The sequence below is a fragment of the Celeribacter baekdonensis genome (assembly GCF_003047105.1).
Lineage (GTDB): Bacteria > Pseudomonadota > Alphaproteobacteria > Rhodobacterales > Rhodobacteraceae > Celeribacter > Celeribacter baekdonensis_B.
Genome location: NZ_CP028475.1, coordinates 3,277,878 through 3,301,208 on the forward strand (window position 1 = coordinate 3,277,878; position 23,331 = coordinate 3,301,208).

At 60.0% G+C, this 23,331-nt stretch carries 20 protein-coding genes and 1 pseudogene; 7 read left to right on the forward strand and 14 right to left on the reverse strand.

Annotation, left to right across the window (positions count from 1 at the left end; all coding sequences use genetic code 11):
• Positions 1-250: 250 nt before the first annotated feature.
• From DA792_RS19755 to DA792_RS19775, 5 genes are all read right to left on the reverse strand, one after another.
• Positions 251-2,035, reverse strand: a complete 1,785-nt coding sequence (locus tag DA792_RS19755) for a phage terminase large subunit family protein (protein WP_107722293.1) — start codon at positions 2,033-2,035, stop codon at positions 251-253.
• Entirely contained in the window at positions 2,025-2,537 is a 513-nt protein-coding gene (locus DA792_RS19760) for a hypothetical protein (protein ID WP_107722295.1), read from the reverse strand. The genes DA792_RS19755 and DA792_RS19760 overlap by 11 nt, the downstream gene beginning before the upstream one ends.
• A 336-nt stretch (positions 2,538-2,873) precedes the next feature.
• Positions 2,874-5,465: a PriCT-2 domain-containing protein gene (locus tag DA792_RS19765; RefSeq protein WP_107722297.1), complete on the reverse strand. Its 2,592-nt coding sequence runs from the start codon at positions 5,463-5,465 to the stop codon at positions 2,874-2,876.
• Positions 5,462-5,713, reverse strand: a complete 252-nt coding sequence (locus tag DA792_RS19770; RefSeq protein ID WP_107722299.1) for a hypothetical protein — start codon at positions 5,711-5,713, stop codon at positions 5,462-5,464. Before DA792_RS19770 ends, DA792_RS19765 begins: the two co-directional genes overlap by 4 nt.
• Complete coding sequence (locus DA792_RS19775; protein ID WP_107722301.1) at positions 5,688-6,443, reverse strand: hypothetical protein; 756 nt, start codon at positions 6,441-6,443, stop codon at positions 5,688-5,690. Before DA792_RS19775 ends, DA792_RS19770 begins: the two co-directional genes overlap by 26 nt.
• Positions 6,444-6,576: 133 nt before the next feature.
• Here DA792_RS19775 and DA792_RS19780 point away from each other — a divergent pair, with 133 nt between their 5' ends.
• Positions 6,577-7,680, forward strand: coding sequence for a site-specific integrase (locus DA792_RS19780; protein ID WP_107722303.1), 1,104 nt, complete (start codon positions 6,577-6,579; stop codon positions 7,678-7,680).
• A gap of 178 nt (positions 7,681-7,858) precedes the next feature.
• Positions 7,859-8,656, forward strand: a complete 798-nt coding sequence (locus DA792_RS19785) for an LEM-3-like GIY-YIG domain-containing protein (RefSeq protein WP_107722305.1) — start codon at positions 7,859-7,861, stop codon at positions 8,654-8,656.
• A gap of 448 nt (positions 8,657-9,104) precedes the next feature.
• On the opposite strand, the gene DA792_RS19790 is transcribed toward DA792_RS19785, so the two are convergent.
• The 4 genes and pseudogenes from DA792_RS19790 to DA792_RS19805 form a co-directional block, all read right to left on the reverse strand.
• A complete protein-coding gene (locus DA792_RS19790; RefSeq protein ID WP_159075339.1) occupies positions 9,105-9,509 on the reverse strand; it encodes a hypothetical protein in 405 nt (134 codons plus the stop codon).
• Between the two features lie 239 nt (positions 9,510-9,748).
• The gene (locus DA792_RS19795; RefSeq protein ID WP_107722309.1) at positions 9,749-10,312 is read right to left on the reverse strand and encodes a DUF1190 domain-containing protein; all 564 of its coding nucleotides are present in this window, start codon (positions 10,310-10,312) and stop codon (positions 9,749-9,751) included.
• A 45-nt stretch (positions 10,313-10,357) separates the two neighbouring features.
• Positions 10,358-11,584, reverse strand: coding sequence for a glutathionylspermidine synthase family protein (locus tag DA792_RS19800; RefSeq protein WP_107722310.1), 1,227 nt, complete (start codon positions 11,582-11,584; stop codon positions 10,358-10,360).
• Between the two features lie 195 nt (positions 11,585-11,779).
• Positions 11,780-12,001, reverse strand: a pseudogene (locus DA792_RS19805) (Lrp/AsnC ligand binding domain-containing protein); the annotation flags it as partial.
• 7 nt (positions 12,002-12,008) lie between these two features.
• Here DA792_RS19805 and DA792_RS19810 point away from each other — a divergent pair.
• Positions 12,009-12,308, forward strand: a complete 300-nt coding sequence (locus DA792_RS19810; RefSeq protein ID WP_302666260.1) for an aminotransferase class I/II-fold pyridoxal phosphate-dependent enzyme — start codon at positions 12,009-12,011, stop codon at positions 12,306-12,308.
• Between the two features lie 80 nt (positions 12,309-12,388).
• Here DA792_RS19810 and DA792_RS19815 read toward each other — a convergent pair whose 3' ends face one another.
• From DA792_RS19815 to DA792_RS19830, 4 genes are all read right to left on the reverse strand, one after another.
• Positions 12,389-14,803 carry a Tex family protein gene (locus DA792_RS19815; protein ID WP_107722311.1) on the reverse strand — a complete coding sequence of 805 codons (2,415 nt, stop codon included), beginning with the start codon at positions 14,801-14,803 and terminating at the stop codon, positions 12,389-12,391.
• A gap of 136 nt (positions 14,804-14,939) precedes the next feature.
• Positions 14,940-15,992, reverse strand: a complete 1,053-nt coding sequence (locus DA792_RS19820; protein WP_107722312.1) for a TRAP transporter substrate-binding protein — start codon at positions 15,990-15,992, stop codon at positions 14,940-14,942.
• Positions 15,993-16,110: 118 nt separating this feature from the next.
• The gene (locus tag DA792_RS19825) at positions 16,111-16,425 is read right to left on the reverse strand and encodes a 2Fe-2S iron-sulfur cluster-binding protein (RefSeq protein WP_107722313.1); all 315 of its coding nucleotides are present in this window, start codon (positions 16,423-16,425) and stop codon (positions 16,111-16,113) included.
• A 33-nt stretch (positions 16,426-16,458) separates the two neighbouring features.
• Entirely contained in the window at positions 16,459-17,634 is a 1,176-nt protein-coding gene (locus DA792_RS19830) for a cytochrome P450 (protein WP_107722314.1), read from the reverse strand.
• 147 nt (positions 17,635-17,781) lie between these two features.
• Between DA792_RS19830 and DA792_RS19835 the strand changes: the two genes are divergently transcribed.
• A complete protein-coding gene (locus tag DA792_RS19835) occupies positions 17,782-18,684 on the forward strand; it encodes a LysR family transcriptional regulator (RefSeq protein ID WP_107722315.1) in 903 nt (300 codons plus the stop codon).
• A 10-nt stretch (positions 18,685-18,694) separates the two neighbouring features.
• Here the strand turns inward: DA792_RS19835 and DA792_RS19840 are convergent, their stop codons facing one another.
• Entirely contained in the window at positions 18,695-20,296 is a 1,602-nt protein-coding gene (locus DA792_RS19840; RefSeq protein WP_107722316.1) for a XylR N-terminal domain-containing protein, read from the reverse strand.
• 238 nt (positions 20,297-20,534) lie between these two features.
• On the opposite strand from DA792_RS19840, the gene DA792_RS19845 reads away from it, so the two are divergent.
• From DA792_RS19845 to DA792_RS19855, 3 genes are all read left to right on the forward strand, one after another.
• A complete protein-coding gene (locus tag DA792_RS19845) occupies positions 20,535-21,050 on the forward strand; it encodes a 2,4'-dihydroxyacetophenone dioxygenase family protein (RefSeq protein WP_107722317.1) in 516 nt (171 codons plus the stop codon).
• A gap of 28 nt (positions 21,051-21,078) precedes the next feature.
• Entirely contained in the window at positions 21,079-21,915 is an 837-nt protein-coding gene (locus DA792_RS19850; protein WP_107722318.1) for an SDR family NAD(P)-dependent oxidoreductase, read from the forward strand.
• A gap of 114 nt (positions 21,916-22,029) precedes the next feature.
• The gene (locus tag DA792_RS19855; protein WP_107722319.1) at positions 22,030-23,328 is read left to right on the forward strand and encodes an ABC transporter substrate-binding protein; all 1,299 of its coding nucleotides are present in this window, start codon (positions 22,030-22,032) and stop codon (positions 23,326-23,328) included.
• Positions 23,329-23,331 lie beyond the last annotated feature (3 nt).

The following is a 23,331-nucleotide window of genomic DNA, read 5'->3' on the forward strand; positions in this document are numbered from 1 at the left end:
CAGATTTAGCCTCGCCAACGTCGCCATAGCGTTTCGTGAATCGCACCGCCTCTGTCACTGGATCACCTTGTTCTGTTATTGTTCTCGATCAAGTTACATCGGAACGCTAGAGAGTTCCACATCGAACAGGGTGCAGGCAAATCCATTTTCCGGCTTCACTCTGAATATGCGTGCTGGCTGCTTTATGAAGTCGTCGAGCAAGTTGTTGGCGTGCCAAAAGCCCTTTGCGCTCTCTGCTAGGCGACAAGAGTCATCCCATCCATGCAGAGCGGATCGCCGTACGCGCAGGCTGCAGCGGTGCGCAGACCCTCCCCTCAGCCTCCTCGTTCAACCGCATCCCCATGCTTATCAGCCCGTGCAAGGCGGCGTGGGCGTAGACGAAGGTGTCCAGCGCCTCGTTGCGTTCGCCGTCGCGCTTGGGTTGCCACGAACGGATGGGTCGGCCTTTCTCGAAGCGGGTGACGACGCGTTCAGCGGTCAACTGGCGGAAGTAGTCGGCGTCGAGGCGGCGGGGGAAGTGGATAGCGCCGGGGCCAGGTTCGGTCAGTTTCAGGCGAGCGAAGACGGCATCCTTCACAGCATCGACGCCGACGATGAAGAGCGGGATCTTTGCCTTGTTGCTGCGGGTGGGACGGCGCGGCCAGACCGGGATGCCGGGGCCGCCACGGCCCTTGATCGCCCAGACGCGGCGAGCGAGGCGGGTGCGGCAGAACTCGTAGGCCATCTTGGTGTGGTGGCCGCCGGTGTCCACCGCCACGGCGCGCACCGGCAGATCGCCATAGGTGCCGTTCAGCACGCCGTCGAGATCGGACCAGAGGCGCGGGCCGGAAGGGTCGCCCCACAGCACGCGATAGTCGATCACCCATGCTTCCTCGTCACGGCCCCAGCCGACAACCTGCACCTCGATCCGGTCGCCCTGCACATCGACGCCCGCCGTCAGCACGGCCACGCCGGGAGCGAGGTCGCTGCCCCACTCCTCGCGCCGCGCCATGAGGGGATCAGCAGGGACGGTGTCGCCCGCCTGGTCCTCCCAAGACTCGCCCAGCTTGGTGTTGACCCAGACCTGTAGACGCGCGGGATCCTTGGCGACGCGGGCGTGCTCCTGCGCGATCTCGGCCCATGTCTCCCACGGCGAATAGAGCGACGACAGGTGGAACCCCGCGGTGCGGCCATCGCCCGGCGCGGTCGGTCGCCATTCACCGGCAGACATCAGCCGCGGCTTTTCGTGCTCATGATGCACACCGCCGCAGGCATCGCAGACCAGATAGGCGGCGTCGCGCTGCCCTTCGGGCCAGCGGATGCGCGCCCAAGTGATCGGGGCCATGTCGCCGCAATGCTGGCAGGGGACATGGAAATACCGCTGATCGCTGTCAAGGTAGGCCGCCTCGATGCGGGAATGGCCTTTCAGCGTGGGGGTCGACACCATGTAGATCTTGCGCCGCCCCCGGAAGGTGGTGGTGCGCTGGATCGCGAGATCGACCGGATCACCCTCGCCATCGGCATCGCCGGGGTAGCCGTCAACCTCGTCCAGGAACAGATACCGCACCGGGGTGGACCGCAGTCCCACCGCGCTGTTCGCACCGGTCATCACCAACTGGCCGCCCGGGAAGGATTTGCGGAACAGGCTGTTCCCGGCGTCGCGTGACCTTGGGGCCGAGACCAGATCACGCAGGGCAGGGGTGGCCTCGATCAGCGGATCAATCCGCACGGTCGTGTTGCGCCGCACCATGTCGAGCGACGGCATGACCAGCATGGCGATGCCGGGTGCGTTCTGGATGATGTAGCCCAGCCAGTTCAGCCCAGCCTCGGACCCTCCCGTCTGCGCACCTTTCATCAGCACGACGCGTTCATAGGGGCTGGAGGTGGACAGCGCGTCCATCACCGCGCGCAGGTAAGGCGTGCGGTCGGTGCGCCAGCGCCCCGGTTCGGCCGAGGTGGGCGGCAGGATGCGATGGCGGTCGGCCCAGTCCGACACCGGGATCGGCGGTTCAGGGCGGATGCCACGCCGCCAGGCGAGGTCAATTTCAGGCACCATCGCCAAAACTCCCCAGCGGCATGTCGGCCAGGTATTCGAGATGTTCGCGCATCATCCGGTCAAGGGCGGCAAAGGTGGCGCGCGGATCGGCCCCGACCTCGGCGGCTAACAACGGCGCGGTGCGCTGCACCCACGCCATGTGCGCGTCGCGTTCGGCACGGGCGCGGGCGAACACCGTGCGGGTGGCCGCGACGGTTTCGATCAGTTGACCCTGTTCGCGTTCGAACGCCAGCTTGGCGCGCTGCACCTTGACGATTTCATGCAGGCGTTTGGCCTCGGCCAGCGTGGTGCTGACACGGGCAGGGGCCGCAGGAGCACCACCCTTGTTGCGGCGCGATGGATCAAGATTGTCCTCGATCCATGCCAACCCCTCGGCCACATCGATCTGACCATCGGGTCGCACGGGCAGACCATCGGCCACCAGTTGCGAGATGCGGCCCTTGGTCAGGCCGACCCGTGTGGCGAAGGCGGTCTTGGTTTCAGAGGCGTTGAGTTTAGTCATTTCCGCCCCCTGACGCTGGCGGGGTTATGCGCTGCGCTCCCCCGCATACAAATCAGCCCAAAAGGAACCGCTCGGTTGCTAACAACGGTTCTGATCTTGTCACGATCCATCCCGAGCCGTGCCGCCCGTTGCCGATCTGTCTGGTTAGGGTGGGTGGGTTGGGTGAGGTGATCCCGGCCCCTTCCCGTATGTGTCACGGCACATGCGATGTGTGTGGTGTCATGTCGGCACGCTGTATGTGCCACGTCACCGACAGTTTCTGTGACAAACATTGTTACCGGTGGGGAGCACCTAACCCAACCCACCCAACCTAACCGGGCAATCCGGGATTGGTCGTCACGCATTGGCAGCCCTGCGGAATAGATCAGAACCGTTGTTGACGGTGGCGGGATCGGCGTTCACGACGTCCAGTTGCCAGCGCGCCCGGTTGCCGGTGGTGCCTGCCGCGATGATGCGGTGGCCCGCGACCACCCGGTTCTGATGCTGCGACAGCCACTTGCCAAGCCGGGTGCCATTGATCGCCCCGCCGTCGCCCGCGACGCGCAGCAGGGCCTCGCGGAACTCGGGGTTCACGAACTCGGCCTTGCCGAACAACTGGGTCTGCTGCGCGGCGGCCCGCTCGATGATCTCGCGCACGGTCACGCGGTCGGTGCCAATCACCGATCGCCATTCCTCAAGTGCCGCTGTCAGCGCCTCCAGCTTCGGGTCCGCGCCACGCATGCCTTCCATCGTCTCACAAGGGTCGGCCTCGCCCAGCCAGATCAACGCGTCGCGCACCCAACCCGACCAGGCGGTGAAAGAGCCAAGCGGCACGGTCTGTGATGGGCGGCCTGCGATGTGGAAGGCACGCAGGATGGTCAGGCCCGCCGTGACATAGTCGCCGCGATGCGCCGCCGCCATGGCCAGCGGATCACGGTCGAAGGCGCGCAGTTCGGGGCGTTCGACCCCGGCATCCAGCGTGGCGCGGATGGCGCGGCGGGTCATGTCGCCGATCAGCGTGAGGTTGTTACCGGTGGCGAACACGATCGCGTTGCTCGGCACCTCGGCGTTTATGGAAGAGCCGAGGATGCGGACCTTCAGACTGGTCTGCGTCATCGTCTGGCAGAGCAACTCGCCGCCGAGCGGTTCCTCGCAGTTGTCGATGGCGATCATCACGTCGCCTGCGATCAGGGCCGAGCCCAGCCGCTTTTCCATTTCCTCCTCGGATTTGCCCTGCGCGATCACCGGGGCGGGGCGGCTGGTGGCGATGATGCTGGCCAGATCGACCAGCATGGATTTGCCTGTGCCCGCCGCGGGGGCGTTGAAGCCGTGCAGCGGGGCCGTGGGCAGCGAGCGGCGGAACAGCGTCGTCAGGATGGCCGACAGTGCCACGGATCGGTCGGCGGGTGTGACGAAGGGGAAACTGCCGATCAGGTCGCGCAGAAAGCCCAGCGCGCGCAGGGCAGTGCCGCGATCAGGCTCGCGCGGCAGCAGGGGGAAGCGTTCGCCTTGCGGGTCAAACAGCAGGCCGGTCTGCGCGTCATAGCCGGGCTGGTCGAGGATCGAGCCATCCTCGCGCAGGGTCGGGGCGTTGATGATCCCGGTCAGCACCGGCAGACGCCACTGGCCCTCGCGCGCCAGATAGGTTTCCGCCAGTCGCTGAGAGCAATCAGTGTTGACCCAATCCCCGGCGCGCATGTCGAAGCGTTCCCATTGGGCGGCCTTGGTGAAGGCCTCGGCCATGTGGTGCGCCTTGACGTGGACGAGGCGCGGGGCGTCGATCTGGCGGCCGCCCGAGATCGCGACCGGGACCATGGCCGGGCGCACGACGATGCTGCCGCGCTGATAAAAGCCAAGCCCAGCGCCGATCAAGGCCTCTTCTGCCTCGTCGATGGTCTCGGGCATCTGGCCTGCACGGACGCGGACCAGTGGGCGGTTGCCTTGGGTCGCGGTTTCGTCACCCGCGTCGCGGCTGGTGTGAACGGTGCGCACCCGACGCGGCCGGGCGGCACGCCAACCGTTCTGCTTGGCCAGCCAGAACAGTGTGCCGACAGTGACGTTGCGCACGGATGAGAAGCTGTCCCATTTCTCGGCGGTATGCGCCGGATCGTTTTTCGCGGCTTCGGCTGACCAGACATCCCACAGGTCGCGCCCCTCTGGGCCAAGAGCGGCGTAAAGGGCCAGCCCGACCTTGATCCACTCATCATAGGGCAGGTCGTTGTTCGAGATATGGGCGACGGCCTCGGCAATCAGCTCGTGCGACGGGGCTTCCTTTGGCTTCAGCCCGGCGAGCTTGCGCCCCTCGCGATCCATGACGCGCCGTTCGCTGGTGGTCTGGCCGCCCACCTTGCGCAGGTAATCCTCAGCGGCGGCGATGAATGCGGCGCAGCCGTCGCGGCTGACGATGGGCAGGTCTTGGAGGCGCACTTCCAGCGGCGAGCGTTCCGGCCAGTGATAGGGAACCTTGGTGTCAGGGTGGATGCCAAAACCCACGAACTGTTGCCCGGTGGCCAGCACCTCGACCCGCGCCACTGTGCCTTCCAGCATCTGGAACTCGCTGGTCTGCACCTTTTCGAAGGGAGTATCGGTGCGGAAGGCCAGCAGGATCTTCGGCGCGCGTCCGATGCGAGACAAGGGTGAAGGCCCTAGCATATCGGTGGCCATGCCGGTCAGTCGACTTGCATGGCCAGCGTCCAGCACATCGATGTCGATGCCGATCAGGGTGCCGCAGAGCAGACCGGTGTTGGTGCAATTGCGCTGGGCGTGGGTCCAGCGGGTGATTTCGGCCTCGTCAGCCGTCGCGCAGATGGCCTCCCAGGATTTCATGGCTGGACGCTTTCCGGCGGCCTTCGTGGCTACATGCGGACCGAGGACGGGGACGGGGTGATAGGCGTTGCGATGGAGGGTCAGGCGCAGGTCGGTGAGATCATCCGCAGGCGCGGCTGTCATGCACGACTCTCCTGTTCGGCAATCCAGTTCAGGATGGTGCTTTTTCGTGCGCAGATTAAAGATCCCATCTTGAAGTGCGGCATGCCCTTCGGTGCCTCACCGGTCAGGTAGTAGACCTTGCGGCGGTGCTTCGCGTCGCCGAACATGAACTTGGCGATTGCATCTGCGCCGTGCAGCAGATCATCGCACAGCGTCGCCTCGGTCGCGGTCTGCTTCAGGGTGTCAAGGGATCGAGGGTGGTGGGTCATTGGGGGTTCCTTTCTGGGGCAGGGCGTCTTGGAGGAAATGGACGTCAAGGCCGTGGAGGCGGCGCCATCCGGCGCGAACCTGCATGCTGATGTTGATGCTGGCCGTGCTCAGCGCGTTGGCGCGGGTTGCCATGGCCAGTTTGTAAGCTCGTTCGGCGTTCGTGGTCTGCGCCGGGGAGGTGATGGCCGCCAGCTTGGCGCGACCCTCGGGATGGCCGAGCAGCCAAGGCAGCATCTGGAACGTGTCCTTCGATGTCGCCTGCCCAAGAAGCAGGTTGGTCTCTCCGGGCGGTGCATCGTGGAAAAGCATGGTGAAAAGAGGTGGCACCCTCAGAAACAGGAGCTTCCGGTCTACCAGGTCGAGATACCAGTCGTCTGGCAATGATCGGATCAGCGGACCAGCTTCGGGTGAAATAGTCCCAGCAATCGAGGCTGTCAGCGCGGCCCATGTGCCCGGTCTTGTCTTGGCCATCGCCTCTGCCACGATCCGGATGTTCCAGGCGAAATGTTCGCTCATCGCGGCACCAATCGAGGCGATCAGCACATCTTCCTCGTGCCACATGCGTTTGAAGCCACCATGCTCCTTGGGCGTTTTCTGAGCCTGAATGGCCCGGGCAGTCTTCAAGACACGCAGGGATGGCACGGGCATGCCTGACGCTGCCACCGCTTCCGTGTCGCCATAAAGGAACGTTTCGGGGGCTTCCGCACCGCTCCGTTCGTTGGCTGTCATTGTTAAGGGCTCCGTTCATGAACAAGGGCTTTACACACGCAACAGTTCATTGCAAGTGTTTGTGAGGCGGTTTCTAACGCCATTCGCGCGCGTTGACAACCGTTCCTGTTGCTCACGCTCATGGAGGAAAATCATGGCCACGATCCGCAAACGCACGCTGCCCTCGGGCTTGGTCCGCTGGCAGGTGGATTTCACCGACCAGGCGGGCAAGCGACGGTCCAAGCTGTTCCCACGCCGCAAGGATGCGGATATCTATCTGGTCAAGGTTCGCTCGCTGGTCGCCAACCACACCTATCTGGCCGACAGCGACAGCACGACGGTGGCCGGGGCTGCGAAAAGCTGGCTCGATCATTGCGAGGTGCGCTGCAAGACCGGGCGACGGATGGAACGCTCCACCCTGCGCGGCTACAGCGACTATGTACGGCTGCACCTGACCGCGCCGGTGGTCGGGATCGGGGACAAGCTGATCGCCCAGCTGACCCGTCGCCATGTAAATGAACTGCGCGACCGGCTGCTGCTGAATGGCCGCTCCGAACATCTGACCCGCCGCGCCATTTCGGTGCTTAAGCTGATTCTCGACCACGCTATTGACAATGGCCAGCTGTTCACCAACGCCGCGCAGGGCGTTCGGGTGATCAAGTCCAGCCGGATCGAGCACAAGGCCCCAGTGCCGTCCAAGGAAGCGATCCGCGCCCTGATCGAGGCGGCGGACGAGGATTTCAAGCCGCACCTGATCGTCTCGGCGCTGGGCGGTCTGCGCGCGTCAGAACTGCGGGGCCTGCGCTGGCAGGACGTGGGTTTCGACAAGGGCTTCATCCACATCCGCCAGCGCGCCGACGCCTACAACCAGATGGGCGAGCCGAAATCGCGGGCAGGGTTCCGCGACATCCCGGCAGGTCCGATGGTGCTGAATGCCCTGCGCCGCTGGAAACTGCGTTGCCCGAAAAGCGAACTGGGGCTGGTATTCCCAGCGCCGCAGGGCGGGATTCTGCAGCACACCCGCACACAGGATCGGTTCCGCAAGCTGCAGGAAAAGGTCGAGGTGACGATGCGCTGGCACGACTTGCGCCACTTCGCCGTGTCGCTGTGGATCGAGCAGGGCTTCTCGATCAAGGAGATCATGACCTTCGCGGGCCATTCCTCCATCCAGATGACGATGGAACGCTACGGGCATCTGTTCCCGTCACCCGACCATCAGAAGGCTATGGCCATGGTCGAGGCGAAGCTGCTGGGCTAGCGATTATTCTCCACCTGACACAACCATACAAATGGTGAACAGATGTGCCCTGCTCATGACATGTCCGGCGAGGCCAAGTACCCGCACCTTGGCGAAGCGGCTATCTGCGCAAAGAGCCCTTTGCCTCTTGGTCCGATTTGTCCTAATTTGTTATGAGGTAATATATTTGGACGTAGCAATGGACACTTTTCCAGCCGGAGTTGGCGAAAAACTTCAATTTTACATCTACCGACTGATCGATCCTCGTAACGGCGAAACGTTCTATGTTGGCAAGGGCAAAGGAAATCGGATTTTCCAGCACATAAACGCCACTCTCGCCAGCGATGTAACCGCTAATGGCAGCGATGACGTTGATGGCGATCTCATGCTGGACGATGAAGAAAGCCTAAAGGTGAAGCGGATAAATGACATTCGACGATCCGGCCTGAATGTCATACATATCATTCATAGACATGGGATTGATAACGCCAAAACGGCGTATGAGGTGGAGGCATCTCTTATCGATGCCTATTCCGGATTGTCGAATAAATCTGCGGGCCATCACAGCAACGATCGCGGGCCCATGCATGCGCAGGAGATTGTTGACAAGTATGCGTTGCCTGAAGTTGATCTCGGGAACAAAAAACTCATACTGATCAACATAAACTCTTCTGATCACAATTCAGAGCAAGAACTACTTGACCGTGTCAGATATGCTTGGCGGATATCGGAGCATCGTGCAAAACAGGCTGACTTTATTCTTGCGGTGATCCACGGCATTGTGCGCGGTATCTTCGTGGCTGAGCGATGGTTGCCTGCCACTCTGGATAATTTTCCTGCAACCCGCTTTGCCGAAACGAGCTCTTCGCGGTTCGGATTTTATGGAAAGAAGGCTCCCGAGGAGGTTTGGAATCACTATGTGGGTGCGCGCGGAAAACGCTTGCCTGAGGGCGTTCGCCACAAAGGACAAAACCCGATACGATATTACAATTGCTGATGAATGAAATGAAAACCGGACGAAAATATGCGGATCGCCACTACGTTTGTTTAGGCGGCAAGTCGGAGGATAATTTGAATGGCCGCTTCGTGCGCATAGCTGATGCTTGCTAGGCATCCGCGCGCCCAGATCAGCGGCAAACTGGCCCGGTCTTGTGTCAGCGAATTGCGGGTCAAGTATTTGGACGAACGCATAGCCGTCAGTTCTCTGGTCATAAGTAAGCCATGGCCATGGTGGCGGCGAAGCTGTTAGGGTAACGCGATTACCGTTTATTCGCAGCGGTTTGCGGCTGCTCCATGCGACACGACACCGACGTTACGACATTGGAAGTTGGCTAAGGTCCGGAAATAACGCAGTTATTTCGGACGCAGGGCTGACCCTCATAACCTGAAGGTCACAGGTTCAAATCCTGTCCCCGCAACCAAAAATATAACATTATATCAATATGTTACGCGCCACCTTCGGGCGGCTTTCGGCGTTTGCAATCCGCCCGTGGAAGCAACGTGGAAGCAAATGGAGCGCATTCAACGGTGTGGCAAAAAAGGCAACGGTGCGCGAGAAGCGGAAAGTCGTGCTTTCGGTCCTGAGCGGACTTCCAGCTCTTGCGATGAATGCTGCGGTCGCAGCCCGCATGGCCCGTGGCGGTTTGGGACAGGACCACGGGGCTGGCAATTTCGATCTTTTCCGCCCCGATTTGGAAACTCTCGGACCATTCGACCTTCTCACCCGGGTGAGCTTTGACAGCCTCGGTGAGCGTGGGGAGTTTGAGGTCGTCGAGCTTGGCCTCGGTCTGGAAGGCGTTTTGACAGGTGGAGAGAAGGTCTGGGCGGAGGGCCTCAAGGTCTGTTTCCACGTGCAGAAGTTTATCGGACCATGGGAGAAGGCGGAGGTTGGCGACATAAATGTGACTGCGGTTCATATCAAGGAACGACATTCGACATGCTACAACGTAGTGATAGCGAACCAAGCGCGAGAGGAAAAACAAGTCGAATGGGAAGCTGGCGCCCCTAAAAGATCCAACCCGAGCAGGATTGGCGCTCAAAGACGGTTCTCTTCGAGGCGCAGAACCGAGGCGAGACAGCGCCGTCCGTGTCAGCCGCCAAAGCCGCTGGATCGGGAGCCAAATCCGCCGCGTGACATGGCTGTCGCGCGCGACATTGGCGGTTTGCCAACCGTTGTCGGCGGGCGATTGAATTGCGATGTGCTCAGTTTGGTCGCACCTGAATTGCCGGAAAAGGTGCTTGATCCCGTCGCATTGGTAAATTTCCCATTCGGGGTTTTATAAAGCGGCTGGCTTGCCTTTGATCCGCCAAGCATGTTGCCAATCAGGTAGCCCATCATCAACGGCATAAAGATGCTGCCCGATCCGCCTTGAGTTGCCGCTGCCTCAGTCCCACAGGCCCCTTGGCCATGTTGTTCTTCACACACGCTGAGGCTGTCATAGCGTGGCGCGGCTTCTACGTGCAACGCTTCTGCATCGGCAAAGGCGGCGTTACAATCTTGTGCCGAGAACATGCCGCCATTTTGGGCCGCATTGGTACAGCTTTTCAGATCGGGAAACGCCGCAGCATCCACCGTGTCTTCTTGGCAGCCTGCAAGAGTAAAGGCGGCGGCGCCGAGAATCGTGAGGGCGACAGTTTTGGAGCGTTTGATCATGACAAACCTATGTTGTGGTCGAGCTGAGGGCGCTTTTAGCGCACTTCATCCTGTAATAAAATGCGGTTTAAAGCGGGACAAATCCTGAGTGATCCGTGATTGATCTTCGCGCAGGCCAAGACCCGCACAGGTGTCGCCAACAATCCATGCGCCAATCACCGGGCGGAAGCCGTCAAACCGCGGCAGCGGGGTGTAGGCCTGAAGGATCTGCGGCTGATCCGCATAGGAGGTGTTTTGCGAGACCTCAATCACCTCCCCCTGTTTGACGATCGAAACCGACGCCCCTTCGCGCGACAAAATCGGTTTGCGCACATGCCCGGCGTGTAGTTGCGCTTCGGCTCGGCCAAAGGCGGCGGCCACCGCCGGTGCGACAGCTCCGTGACCAGTGATCGCGTCCTCGATGTCTTGTGCGAAAAACGCGGGCAAAAGGTTAGGGTGGCCCTCGAACATCTGCCACAGCACCGGCAAAAGCCCTTTGTTTGACAAAAGCGCCTTCCAGGCCGGTTCTAAAAACAAACAGCCGGAGCCCGCAATGTGGGCGGCATAGTCTTCGCGCAAAAGATCTTCCCACGGATAGAGCTTGAACAGCACGCCCATGACACGATCTTGGTCATCCAAAAACTGGCCATCCTCGCTCACCGCGATTTTATCAAGATCACAATAATGCGCGCCCAAATCAGCCTCACGGGCAGCCCATGCCATCGCCTCAACCGTGGCGTAATCTTCAGGGTTGTCCGCAACGGCGGTGAAATGCAGATCGGTCTCGGGCGCAAACACCTCAGCAAAGCGGGCGACAAGCGCCTCATGGATGCCATTGAACTGATCACTGCCCTCGACCAGTACACCCGCCGCAAGTTGATCTTCAAGCCACTGCCATTGAAAGGCGGCCGTCTCATAGAGGGACGTGGGGGTGTCGGCGTTATATTCCAACAGCTTGGCTGGTCCGTTGCCATCATAGGCAAGATCAAAGCGACCATATATTTCGGGATCACCCCGGTGCCAGCTCTCAGCAACCAGGTCGCGGTGCGCCTCGGGAATGGCAAGGCGATCCATAAGCTCTTCGCTGGCGATAATATGATCAACCGCCTGTCGGCACATTGCATGAAGCTCCGTTGCCGGGTCTTCAATATCCGTCTCGATCTGTTCCAGCGAAAAGGCGTAAGCCGAGCTTTCATCCCAATAGGGGGCACCATGCATGTCGGCAAAGGTAAAACCAACCTCACGTGCATGATCGCGCCAGTGCGGTCTTTCAGGCAAGGTTAACTTTTTCACACGGCATCTCCTTAGCGTTTCCAAATGCTTTAAGGGGTTCTTGGCGCAGAGGCCAGACGGGTTGCGCTCTGTTCAAAAGCTTGGTTGGGCTTGGTCTCAGCGTGACCATGCGCTGCTGGGCGTTTTGGTCACCACGTCAATCCGTTCCCAACGCTACCGCTCGGTGGATCACGCATGTTGCCGTAAGAACCGGCCTCACTCTTGCGACTCAATCGGCAGGCGCGTCGAGCCCTTCATCTCGCGCAACGATAGGTTCGATCGGATGCTGGTCACACCAGGCAGGCGGCGCAGTGTCGTGTCGACAAAGGCGCTGTAATCGTCGAGGTCGCGCGCCACCACAATCAACAGGAAATCATCCGCGCCGGTGGTGTTGTGACAGGCCAAGATATTGGGTGTGGTCTGGATGATGCGTTGAAACTCGGCGGTGGCGGAGGGGCTGGACGAGCTTGATCATATGCGCCAGCGTGTGATTGCCGTCAGGTCCGAAATCGTGCGCTGCGAAGAGCAAGAGTTCGGGCGCACTGATTTGAGTTACCTCGGGCGGCAATCGGGGATGTTCTCGCTGCTGCCGCTTTCGTCGGAACAGGAACTGGCCCTGACGCGCGATCATGCCATCCATGTCGTCAAAGGTGGTCGCATCAATGTCGCCAGATTAAGTGCCGCCGACATTCCCACACTGATTACGGCGGTCCACGCGGTGCTGGGCAAGGTCTCATTGCGCTGACCCACTGTCCGCCTTAGGGGGCAAAAAGAGACCCAGAAGGGTCTCTTTGCATATCTTCGCCGCTCTATATCGCAGTCAGGTCAGGGTTTTTTCTTCATCGCGTCCAGCAAAGCGGCTCCAAGGGCGCTGTTGCCACTTGGGTTTGGGGCGCGGTTCTGTGGCGCTGGGGCTTTTTTATGATCTTTTGAACCGCCCGGTTTTCCACCCGTTTTGCCCGATGGTGCGCCCTGCGGTTTGGCGGCGAATTTCCCGCGTGCGGGAGCTGCGTCGGTCCGACGGCCCTCGGTGGCCTCACCGCCGTCCTTGCGCATTGTCAGTCCGATCCGTTTGCGCGGAATGTCAACCTCCGTCACCCGTACACGCACCACATCTCCGGCTTTCACCACCTCATGCGGATCTTTCACAAACCGGTCGGCCAGTTGGCTCACATGGACCAACCCGTCTTGGTGCACGCCGATGTCAACGAAGGCACCAAAGGCGGCCACATTGGTCACCGTGCCCTCAAGGCTCATCCCCGGCTTCAGGTCCTTGATGTCCTCAACCCCATCGGTGAAGCTCGCGGTTTTGAATTCTGGCCGCGGATCACGACCGGGTTTTTCCAGCTCGGTGAAAATGTCTCGCACGGTCGGCAGCCCGAAATCTCCGGTGACAAATGCCTCGGCGCTCAGGCCTTTGAGTGCGGCGGTCTGACCCATAATGTCGCGAATATCACGACCACAGGCAGAGACAATTTTGCGCGCCACATCATAGGCTTCGGGGTGAACAGAGGAGGCGTCCAAAGGCTCCGCCCCGTCACGGATGCGCAGGAACCCGGCGCATTGTTCAAAGGCTTTTGGCCCCAAACCGGCAACCTTCAAAAGCGCTTTGCGCGATGGGAAGGCCCCATGTTGGTCGCGGTGCACGACGATGGCATGGGCCAAAGACGGTCCAAGCCCTGCAACCTGCGCCAACAGCGGTGCGGAGGCCATGTTGAGGTCCACACCGACCGCGTTCACCGCGTCTTCGACCACCGCGTCCAGTGCCTGCGACAACCGTCTTTGGTCGACGTCATGTTGATACTGGCCAACGCCGATGGATTGCGGTGTGATCTTGACCAATTCGGCCAGAGGGTCCTGAAGGCGGCGGGCAATCGAGACCGCGCCGCGCAGGCTGACATCGAGATCGGGGAACTCCTGTGCCGCCAATTCGGAGGCTGAATAGACCGAGGCACCGGCCTCGGATACGATCACTTTGGTCGGCGCTTTGACGCCCTGCGGCAGGCGTTTGAGCGTGTCCGAGACAAGTCGCTCGGTCTCCCGGCTGGCGGTGCCATTGCCGATGGCGATCAGGGCGATGTTGTGCCGTCCGATCAACTCGATGAGCTTGGCCTCTGCGCCGCGCACATCCATTTTGGGCTGAAATGGATAGATTGTTGCCGTGTCCAAAACCTTGCCTGTGGCGTCCACAACGGCGGCTTTCACGCCGGTGCGAATACCAGGGTCCAGGCCCAGCGTGGCTTTCGCGCCTGCCGGGGCGGCCAAGAGCAAGTCTTTGAGATTGCGGGAAAAGACGTTGATTGCCTCCTCGTGAGCGCGCTGGCGCAATTCGCCCAACAGGTCGATATAGAGCGAGATCGAAAATTTTACCCGCCAGGCCCAACGCGCCACACCGCGCAGCCATTCATCGCCGGGCAATTGTCCCTCTGTGCCCAAAGCCGCACCGATCATGGCGATGGCGCGCGGTTCGCCCTCCTCAGAATCGGGACCGATTTCCATCGTCACAACGTCTTCTTTCGCGGCCCGCAGAATCGCCAAGGCGCGGTGGGACGGAATATCCGACCAACGTTCGCGGTGATCAAAATAATCGGAAAACTTCGCGCCTTCCTGCTCTTTGCCCGCAATGAGTTTGGCGGTGATAAAGGCCTCGCGTCGCATGAAATCACGCAGCTTGCCCAAAAGATCGGCGCGCTCTGACAACTCCTCGGTGAGGATGTCGCGCGCGCCGTTGAGCGCATCTTTGACGGTAGGAACGGCCTCGGACACATAGGTTTCGGCCAAGGTTTCGGGCAGAGCCGCCCGGTCGGCATCAATCGCGCGCAGCAATGGCTCCAAACCGTTTTCACGCGCGATCATCGCCTTCGTGCGGCGCTTGGGTTTGTAGGGCAGATAAATGTCCTCAAGCGTTGATTTGCTGTCGGCCCCGGCAATGGATTTGGCCAGATCGGCAGTCAATTTGCCCTGTTCGGAAATGGATTTCAGGATCGTCGCACGGCGCGATTCGAGTTCGCGCAAATAGGTGAGCCGGTCTGAAAGCATCCGCAATTGCGTGTCATCCAAACCGCCGGTGACCTCTTTGCGGTAGCGCGCGACAAAGGGCACGGTCGCGCCGCCGTCCAACAGATCAACCGCCGCGCTGACTTGCGAGGGGGCGGCGGAGATTTCGGTGGCGATGGTGCGCGCGATGCGGGCGGCGATGGCGTCGGGTGAGGCGGCGGCGTGATCCAAAACAGGCTCCATGTCTAACAGAGCCGCAGTCATACCCGCCCTGTCGGACGAGGCCAAGTCAGAAGCCCGTGTGTGCACCAAAGCATGTGTGACAGCGGTCCAGCCGAGGTCTACCCGATTGGACCAGAGGCCGTGTCGCTCAAAGCCCTTAGGCGGGTTGATCAGCGTCCAGCAATTCATTGGCGCGGGCCAAAATTGCCGCGCCATCCAGACCGCGGTCATTGAGCTTGTCGACCCAAGCCTGATGCACCGGCTGTGCGATCTCGCGCCATGCCGAAATTTCCTCGGCCGAAATTTCACCGATGGTGTTGCCCTCTTTGACCACCACCTCTTTGCCCATCTGTTCAAACGTATCAAACTGGCGGCCAATACGTTGCGACAGGGCGATGCCGGAATGATCGTCGATCACTTTGCGCAGATCGTCCGAGAGGCCCTCATAGGCGCGTTGGTTCATCAACATCGAAAAGGTGTTGGCGTACAGGCCACGCGACGCAGGGGCAGGGGCCGAGGAGAATTTGGTCAGCTCTTGCAGCTTGAACGCAGGCACCACCTCATAGGGCAGGCAACAGCCGTCGATCACCCCGTTTGAGAGACCAACAACCATTTCGGTCACCGGGAAAAACACCGTCTCAGCCCCCATCAGTTCAAGCAGCTTGCCCGTCGCCTGATTGGGCGCGCGCAGTTTGAGACCTTTGAGATCATCAGCGGTGTGAATGAGCCCTTCGCGGGTGTGGAATTTGCCGCCGTCATGGGTGTGAAAGCCAAGCGTTTTCGTGCCCGGATATTCATCTTGGCCAAATTCATCCATCAGCTTGTGCATGACCACGGAGGTCTTTTCGGCATTGGTGACCATAAAGGGCAGCGCCAATGTTTCGGCGACCGGAAAGCGGTCCGGCGAATAGACCGGAAGGGTCCAGCTGATGTCACAAATACCTTGGCGGACCTGATCAGGCAACTGGCCGGGCTTGCCGCCAAGCTGCATCGAGGGGAACAGTTGAATGTCAATCGCGCCCTCGGAGGCGGTGCGGATTTCTTCGATCCACGGTTCAAAAAACTGCGTGTTCATCGTCGCCGGTGCGGGCAACATCGAATGCAGTTTCAGTGTCACTTCGGCGGCATTGGCGCGTTTCAAAAACGCTGGAGTGGCCAGCGCCACCCCCATGCTCGCCAAAACCGTGCGGCGGGTGAATGATGTGGTCATGTGGGTCTCCTCCCTGAGATCCGACGGCGTTGCGCCGGTTTGTGTGTTGGTGCGCTTATGTGCGGGAACCTCCGCTTTGCCGACCTCTCCCTCGACAAAATGAAGACACCTGCGTCCGTCACTCCACGGCCACGGGCAAATGCACCACAAGCCCGTCTAAATCCTCCGTCACCTTGATCTGACAGCTCAACCGCGAGCTGGGCCGCACCTCGTCTTCGGCACAGTCCAACAAATCCTCTTCGCCTTGGCTTGCCTCTCCGGTGCGTTCGTCCTCAACGTAACAATGGCAGGTGGCACACATCATTGCGCCGCCGCATTCGGCGAAAATACCGTCGATGCTATGGGCCAATGCCGTCTGCATCACGCTGTCTCCTGTGCGTGCGTTGACGGTCTGGCTGCGGCCATCAGGTTGGACGAATGTGATTTTCGTCATGATTTAGTCCTCATTTAGTGCGTTATTTTGATATTAAGCGAGGGTGATTGGCAAGTTGAGCGGGCCACGAAAGCCAAAGCCGCTCCAAATCACCTCTTTCGGATCGGGCAGCGTCATATTGGGAAAGCGCTCAAACAAAAGCGGCAACATGATCTGCCCCAGCGTGCGTCGCGCGACCTGAGCGCCCGCGCAATGATGCGGGCCGCTGCCAAAGGCCTGATGGGGATGCTTGTCGCGAAAGACGTTGAACGCCTCGCCATCGGCATAGACCGCCTCATCGCGATTGGCGGAGGCTTGGATGGTCATCACCGTCTCGTTTGGGCCGATCACATGATCGCCGATTTGCACCTCTCGTGTGGTGCGTCGGCCTGACACCTGAATGGGGGCGACCCAACGCACGCCTTCCTCAAATGCGTCAAGCCACGCCTCTTGGCGTTTGACCTCTTCGAGCTGTTCAGGGTTGGTTAACAGCCCGTAGAGAATGGTCGCCAAAGCATCGCGCGGTTCGTTGATGCCGCCGCCAATGGCGATTTTGATATTGGCGTACATCTGGCTGACCGGGATCGGCGTTTTCGCAGTCAACATAACGGAAAAGGCCGAATTGTTTGGCGTGGCGATGTGACGGGGCATGACCTGTTCGAACAGCGCGTTCATTTCGGCATTGGCCGCGTCGGAGAGGGCAAAAAGCTGAGGGTCATTGCCAAAATTGCCCGCCCCGTCGATCAGGCGCTGGGACCAGCGTTGCATCTGTGCGTCGGTGGCCTCTTCCAGCCCCAACATATGCGCCAGAATGCGCGCAGCGATCGGGCCACAGAGATCGGCAAACATGTCCACCGTCTCACCTTTGGGCAGGCGCGAGACATAGTCTTTGGCCAGTTTGGTATAAAGATCGGCCCAGTCCGTACGGATCACTTTCGGCGAAAAGGCGGGCTGCATCGCCATGCGTTCGGCCCGGTGTTCGTCACCATCTTTGCGCATCAATGTATGGGCCTGAAACGCCGGTTTCATTGGCGTCATTGGGTCATCCGAGCTAAAAATCTCGGGGTTTTCCTTGATCCACTTTGTGTGCTCAAACCGGGTGACGAAAATCCGATTGGTCTGCGCCACGCGCACCACAGGCGTCTGGGCCCGCATTTGGCGATAAATTGGGTATGGGTCTCGGGTGAGATCGGCCAATGTGACCGTCTCATTCACGGGAATGTCCAACATCAACAGATCTCCTCCCAAAGCTGTGATCCTGACAGGTAAACAGGGCGGAGTTCATCAATCAATGCGATCAATTTGATTTCACATATCTACAAAATAGATTTATAAATCTGCTCGACCATGGCCCCACATGACCCCAAGGAGCGTGACGTGAGCAAGACCATCGACATCCTCGCCACAGATTTTCGCGCCCTGGATGTGTTGATCCGGGTCTACCGCTTTGGCTCATTCACCCGCGCCGCCGAAGATCTTGAGATGAATCAATCGGTTGTGAGCTACACCATCGACAAGCTCAGGGGCGTGTTCGACGATCCACTGTTCGTGCGTGAGGCGCGTCGGTTGATCGCGACCCAGCGCTGCGAAGAGGTGGTGGCGGAGGCGGGTCAATTGTTAGAGCGGTTTTCCCAACTGACCGCCACCCGCGATTTCGACCCGAAAGAAAGCACCCAGACGGTGACCATCGCCTGCAACTACTATGAGCGCGAATTGATCATCCCGCATCTGGCCCATCTGATCCGCGCCGAAGCACCGAACCTCAAAATCGAGATCATCGATTCCTCCTATCTTGGCCATGATAAACTGTTGCGGATGGAGGCGGATTTGTTGATCGGCCCCTTCGTCCAACTTGGGGCCGCGTTTTATACGCGCACGCTCTATGAGGACCATTATGTTTGCATGATGGACCCGACCCATCCCAAAGCCAAAGCGGCGCTGACGATGGAGGACTACCTGCCCCTCGCTCATGTCTACATCACCTACGGCGGCAAATGGAAATCAGGCTATATGCAGACGCTGGAGCAAGAAGGCCACGAGATTTCGATTGCGATGCGCACCCCTAGCCCGGCGGGCATTCAAAGCCTGATCAAAGGCACCGAACTTGTCGCCACTGTGCCCGAGCGCCTGTCGCGCAAACTTGGGACGGGGCTTTTTATCGCGCGCTGTCCGGTGTCAACGCCGGTGCAAATTCAGATGGTTTGGACCGCGCGCACCCACGCCTCGCGGATGCACAAATGGCTGCGCGATCTGGTGGTGCAAAGCGCGCGCGGGATGTAATTACGCATAGTCAGACCGGGTTTTTGAGCCGGTAATCCAATTTCGGACGGCTCAGGCCCAATAGGCGCGCGGCGGCGGAGACATTGCCATCTGCCTCGGCCACCGCCCGCTGTTCGATCCGCGACACCAATGTGTCTACGCCGATCCCGGCCTCAAAGAGTGGCACAAGCTGATCCCAAAGCTCAGAAAAATTATCCCCGCCCTGCAACAGTGCCGGGGGCTGCGGATCAAGCCGCGCCATGTCGAGATCCTCACGGTCAATGACAGGCGGCGCGTCGGCACAGAGCGCGGCGCGTATCAGCGTCGCACGCAATTCAGGCAGGTTTCCGGGCCAGGCGGCGGTGCGGATGAAGGCCTTCGCCTCTTCGGTGAGCGACAGCACCTCAAGCCCCGGTTTGGGGCGCATCTGGGCCAGATAGCACGCAGCCAGATCGGCAAGGTCATCCGGTCGCGCGGACAGTGGCGGCATCGCGACGGGCAAGACAGAGAGCGCGTATATCAACTCAGATCGCAGCCCCGTATCGCGCCGCAACAGCCGCAGCGGCAGGTGCGATAGCCCGACAAGAAGAAGGGCTTCGGGGGGAACGCCATCGGTTTTGATCATGTCGATCAGCGCCACCTGAAGATCGTCCGTCAGCGCCTCGATCCCCTCAATGATCAGCGTCTGCCCGCGTGCGCCGGGGGCGGATATGGTTTGGCGCAGGCTGTCCAAAAGCGCGGGCAGCTGTGGCGATGTGGCGTGACAGCGGTGGGTCTTGCCGTGACCAGACCGCGCGACATGGAGCCAGGCGGCGGCAAGGCGGCAACCCGCCCCTTCTGGTCCTGTGATCAACGCGTTCAACCCAGCGTGCGCGATTTTTTCCAATGTGTGACGTACCGGCGCGACAACCCGATCTTCCAAGCCTGCGCTGTCCATCGGCGCGGTCTTGCCCGCAGTCTTGCGGAGGCGCGAGGGCATTTCGGCCCGGTTGACCAAGACCTCATCCAGGAACATCCGCACAAACGGGTCGTCTTTGCCCCATCCATCTACGGTCTTGCCCACCACGCGGCAGGATTTGTCGCCCATCGCCGCACAGCTCACCTCTTTGTAGAGCACGAGTTTGCGAAAAAAGACGCTGGCGTAACCTGCCGCATAGCCGGTTTGGGCCCAACACACCGGGGCAAGTGCGCGCCCGTGGCGGCGTTGGTATTCGAGGGCTTCGACAGATTGATGCCACAGGAAATCACCGGAAAAGCGATCCGTTTTGAAATCAAAGTCGTTGTGCAGGGTCTCCACCCGCACTGTGCCCGTCACCATATGCAGCCGAGTTCCGGCGGTGAACGCGTCGCCAATGTCCAGATTCGGCCAGCCTTGGCGAATGAATTCCGCATCCTCGCGGCCGTTGCGATAGCCCAGGCGCATCATCAACACCTTGGCCTCGTGTTCGCCAAACCGGCGGACCAATTCGTCCTGAAGGTCGGCGCCAAAGGTCGCGCGCGACAGCACCATCCGCGCACCATGCAGCTCAATCGCGCCTTTCGACGGGCTAAACTCAAGCGTGTCGATCAGGTCCGCTAAGGTCGGGCGGCCCCCGCGGTGGAGGAGTTGTTCTTCGTCATCTGATGTTTTCATGACGAGATATTACGCAAATAATGAAGTCATTTCACCATATAATTAATCTGCGCTACAGAAAGGCTGCGACATTCTGGCGCAAAACTAAGTTTTTATTGCGGGTAACCCTATGAGACAAATCGCAATTTCCACGCAATTTGCCCGTGCTGCAAAGCGGCGTAAATTATTTGCTTTGACGCAAATCCTCCCGACCGATCTGTTGAGTGCTGCCCTGAAAAACGGGCGAAAGGGAGGACCTATGACACAGCAAAACCTTATCACGAAACTGCCGCCAGAGCCGCATGAGGCGATGATCAATCGCTTTGGCAAAGAGGGGGCGTTCATCCCGGGAGATGACAAAAATAACCCTTGGGTGCCGTTTGGCGACAGTGCCGCGATCAAACACCTGGCCTTTGATGTGCGCAGCAATTCGGTGGCCAATATTCTTTGGGTAAAAGGCGGCGGACGGATCGGCACGCACAAACACCGCGGTGTCGTCTCGGCGGTCACGCTTGAGGGGTCTTGGGGCTACTACGAATACGACTGGATCTCTCGTCCGGGCGATTTTGTTTATGAATTGCCGGGCACGGCGCACACGCTTTATTCCGATGATCCCAACGGCATGAAAGCGCTGTTTTGGATCAACGGGGCCATCGAATTTTTTGATGATGAGGCCAAGTATGATTTCACAGCGGATGTGTTTTGGTTCATCGACCATTACGTCAATCACTGTGAGGCCAATGGCCTAGAGATCAACAAAGATATGTTCATCTGATCCTGCGGGACCGAAGGGAGGAGACCGCATGTCTTTGGAGAACATGTTCGATGTGGCGGGCAAATCCGTCCTTGTGACCGGGGCCGCCTTTGGTCTGGGCCGGGCCTATGCCGAAATCATGGTGGCGCAGGGTGCGCATGTGACTTTGCTTGATCTCAACGCAGATCAGCTTGCGCGTACCGTGGCGGAGATCGCTGCCTCGGACCCACGGGGCACAGTCCACGCCGAGAGGGGCGATGTCACGGATCGTGCGGCGATGGATGCGGTGTTTGATGCCGTCTCAGTGCGTCAGGGCGGCATCGACGTGGTGTTTGCCAATGCGGGTGTGGATGCCGGGCCGGGGTTCTTGACCCCCGAAGGCCACCGCAACCCGGACGGTGAGATCGACAATCTTGATGACGCCCATTGGGATAAGGTGATCGGGATCAATCTGACCTCGATCTACTACACGATGAAACTCGCCGCCCGGCATATGAAACGGCAAGGACGCGGCGGGTCGATCATCGCCACCTCGTCGATCGCGGCCTTTTATGTCGATGGCATCGTCGGCACGCCCTACATGCCCGCAAAGGCTGGGGTCAGCCATCTGGTCAAACAGTTGGCGATGGAACTTGGCCGCTATGGCATCCGCGTCAATGCGATCTGTCCGGGGCCATTCATCACCAATATCGCTGGTGGACGCATGGCGAATGTCGAGGATCGTCAGGCTTTCGTGCGCTGGTCCTGTCTGGGCCGCGTGGCCGAGACCGATGAGATCAAACCACTGGCGCTTTATCTGGCTTCGAATGCCTCAGGCTATGTCACCGGATCACAAATGGTGATCGACGGCGGGCTGATCCTGCGTCCCGCGCCAGAACTCGACTGACCAAGGCCCGCGGCCCGCAGGGGCCGCTCGCCACACAGCACGACACAGCACAGGCGTCACGACCACAGGCTTGGAGGAGCCTCGTGATGCATAAAAATTAAGGGAGGACCTAACATGACACTGAACATTCATCCGCACAGCCATCTTGACCGCCGCAGCCTGCTGAAAGGCCTCGGCGCCGTGACAGCCGCCACCATCGCATTGCCGCATGCGGCGCGGGCGAAGGGGGCAAAGACCATCAAGATCGGGGTGATCAGCCCGATGACCGGACCGCTGTCTCTGTTTGGCGACACTGATGATTACACCGTCACCAAGATCATGGATCTGGTCAAAGACGGGATCGAGATCGGCGGTGAGACCTATAATGTCGAAATCCTGTTGCGGGATGCGCAATCGAACCCCAACAAAGCCGCTGAACTTGCCGGTGATTTGATCCTCAATGACGAGGTGCATTTTATGTTGCCTGCCTCGGCCACGGACATCAACAACCCGACCGCAGATCAGTGCGAACTCTACGGCGTGCCCTGTATTTCGTCGAACTCGCCCTGGCAGGCTTTTGTCATGCCGCGTGGCGGGGCTGAACAGCCGTTTGATTGGACCTATCACTTCTTTTGGGGGCTTGAGGATGTGTTGGGCACGTTCACCGGCATGTGGAAATCCATCGACACCAACGGCAAGGTCGGGATGCTGTTCCCGCGCAACGCTGATGGTGAAACATGGGGGAGTGACGAATACGGTCTGCCGCCTGCCGTGCGTGCCGCAGGGTTTGAGGCCTTCGCGCCGTCGATGTTTGAACCGCGCACCAATGATTTTTCCGCCCAGATTGCAGAGTTCAAAAACAACAACTGCGAAATCGTCGGCGGCATCACCTATGTCGCGGATCTCAAAACCTTTATCACCCAGTGCAACCAACAAAACTACCACCCCAAAGTGGTGACTGTGGCCGCAGCCCTCTTGTTCCCCTCCGGGATCGAGGCGATGGGGGATTTGGGCGTGGGGATGTCCTCGGAAGTCTGGTGGACGCCTGCCTTCCCTTACATCTCTTCGCTGACCGGCCAAACCAGCCGCGATATTGCAGATGCTTGGGAGGCGGAGACCGGCAATCAATGGACCCAACCTTTGGGCTATGCGCATGCGCTCTGGGAGGTCGTCCTCGACACCCTCAAACGCTCTGAGGACCCGTTGGACCGGGCGGCCAACCGCGATGCGCTCAAATCCACCGATCTCGACACGCTTGTCGGCACCATCCGCTTTGGCGATGGCCCGCACCCGAACATCTGTAAAACGCCGATCTTTGGTGGCCAATGGGTCAAGGGGGAAACATGGCCGTTTGACCTTAAAATCGTCGACAGCTCCCTCAACCCGGATGTTCTGCACCCCGAGGCGGCGATGCTTCCGCTGGACTGGTCGTAAGGC

Bases quoted from the DNA above. Each gene is read 5' to 3' on its own strand.
- DA792_RS19780 (WP_107722303.1), top strand. From the start codon at position 6,577: ATGGCCACGATCCGCAAACGCACGCTGCCCTCGGGCTTGGTCCGCTGG.
- DA792_RS19770 (WP_107722299.1), bottom strand. From the start codon at position 5,713: ATGACCCACCACCCTCGATCCCTTGACACCCTGAAGCAGACCGCGACC.
- DA792_RS19760 (WP_107722295.1), bottom strand. From the start codon at position 2,537: ATGACTAAACTCAACGCCTCTGAAACCAAGACCGCCTTCGCCACACGG.
- DA792_RS19755 (WP_107722293.1), bottom strand. From the start codon at position 2,035: ATGGTGCCTGAAATTGACCTCGCCTGGCGGCGTGGCATCCGCCCTGAA.
- DA792_RS19795 (WP_107722309.1), bottom strand. From the start codon at position 10,312: ATGATCAAACGCTCCAAAACTGTCGCCCTCACGATTCTCGGCGCCGCC.
- DA792_RS19855 (WP_107722319.1), top strand. From the start codon at position 22,030: ATGACACTGAACATTCATCCGCACAGCCATCTTGACCGCCGCAGCCTG.
- DA792_RS19850 (WP_107722318.1), top strand. From the start codon at position 21,079: ATGTCTTTGGAGAACATGTTCGATGTGGCGGGCAAATCCGTCCTTGTG.
- DA792_RS19765 (WP_107722297.1), bottom strand. From the start codon at position 5,465: ATGACAGCCGCGCCTGCGGATGATCTCACCGACCTGCGCCTGACCCTC.
- DA792_RS19840 (WP_107722316.1), bottom strand. From the start codon at position 20,296: ATGAAAACATCAGATGACGAAGAACAACTCCTCCACCGCGGGGGCCGC.
- DA792_RS19820 (WP_107722312.1), bottom strand. From the start codon at position 15,992: ATGACCACATCATTCACCCGCCGCACGGTTTTGGCGAGCATGGGGGTG.
- DA792_RS19825 (WP_107722313.1), bottom strand. From the start codon at position 16,425: ATGACGAAAATCACATTCGTCCAACCTGATGGCCGCAGCCAGACCGTC.
- DA792_RS19775 (WP_107722301.1), bottom strand. From the start codon at position 6,443: ATGACAGCCAACGAACGGAGCGGTGCGGAAGCCCCCGAAACGTTCCTT.
- DA792_RS19815 (WP_107722311.1), bottom strand. From the start codon at position 14,803: ATGGAGCCTGTTTTGGATCACGCCGCCGCCTCACCCGACGCCATCGCC.
- DA792_RS19785 (WP_107722305.1), top strand. From the start codon at position 7,859: ATGGACACTTTTCCAGCCGGAGTTGGCGAAAAACTTCAATTTTACATC.
- DA792_RS19845 (WP_107722317.1), top strand. From the start codon at position 20,535: ATGACACAGCAAAACCTTATCACGAAACTGCCGCCAGAGCCGCATGAG.
- DA792_RS19830 (WP_107722314.1), bottom strand. From the start codon at position 17,634: ATGTTGGACATTCCCGTGAATGAGACGGTCACATTGGCCGATCTCACC.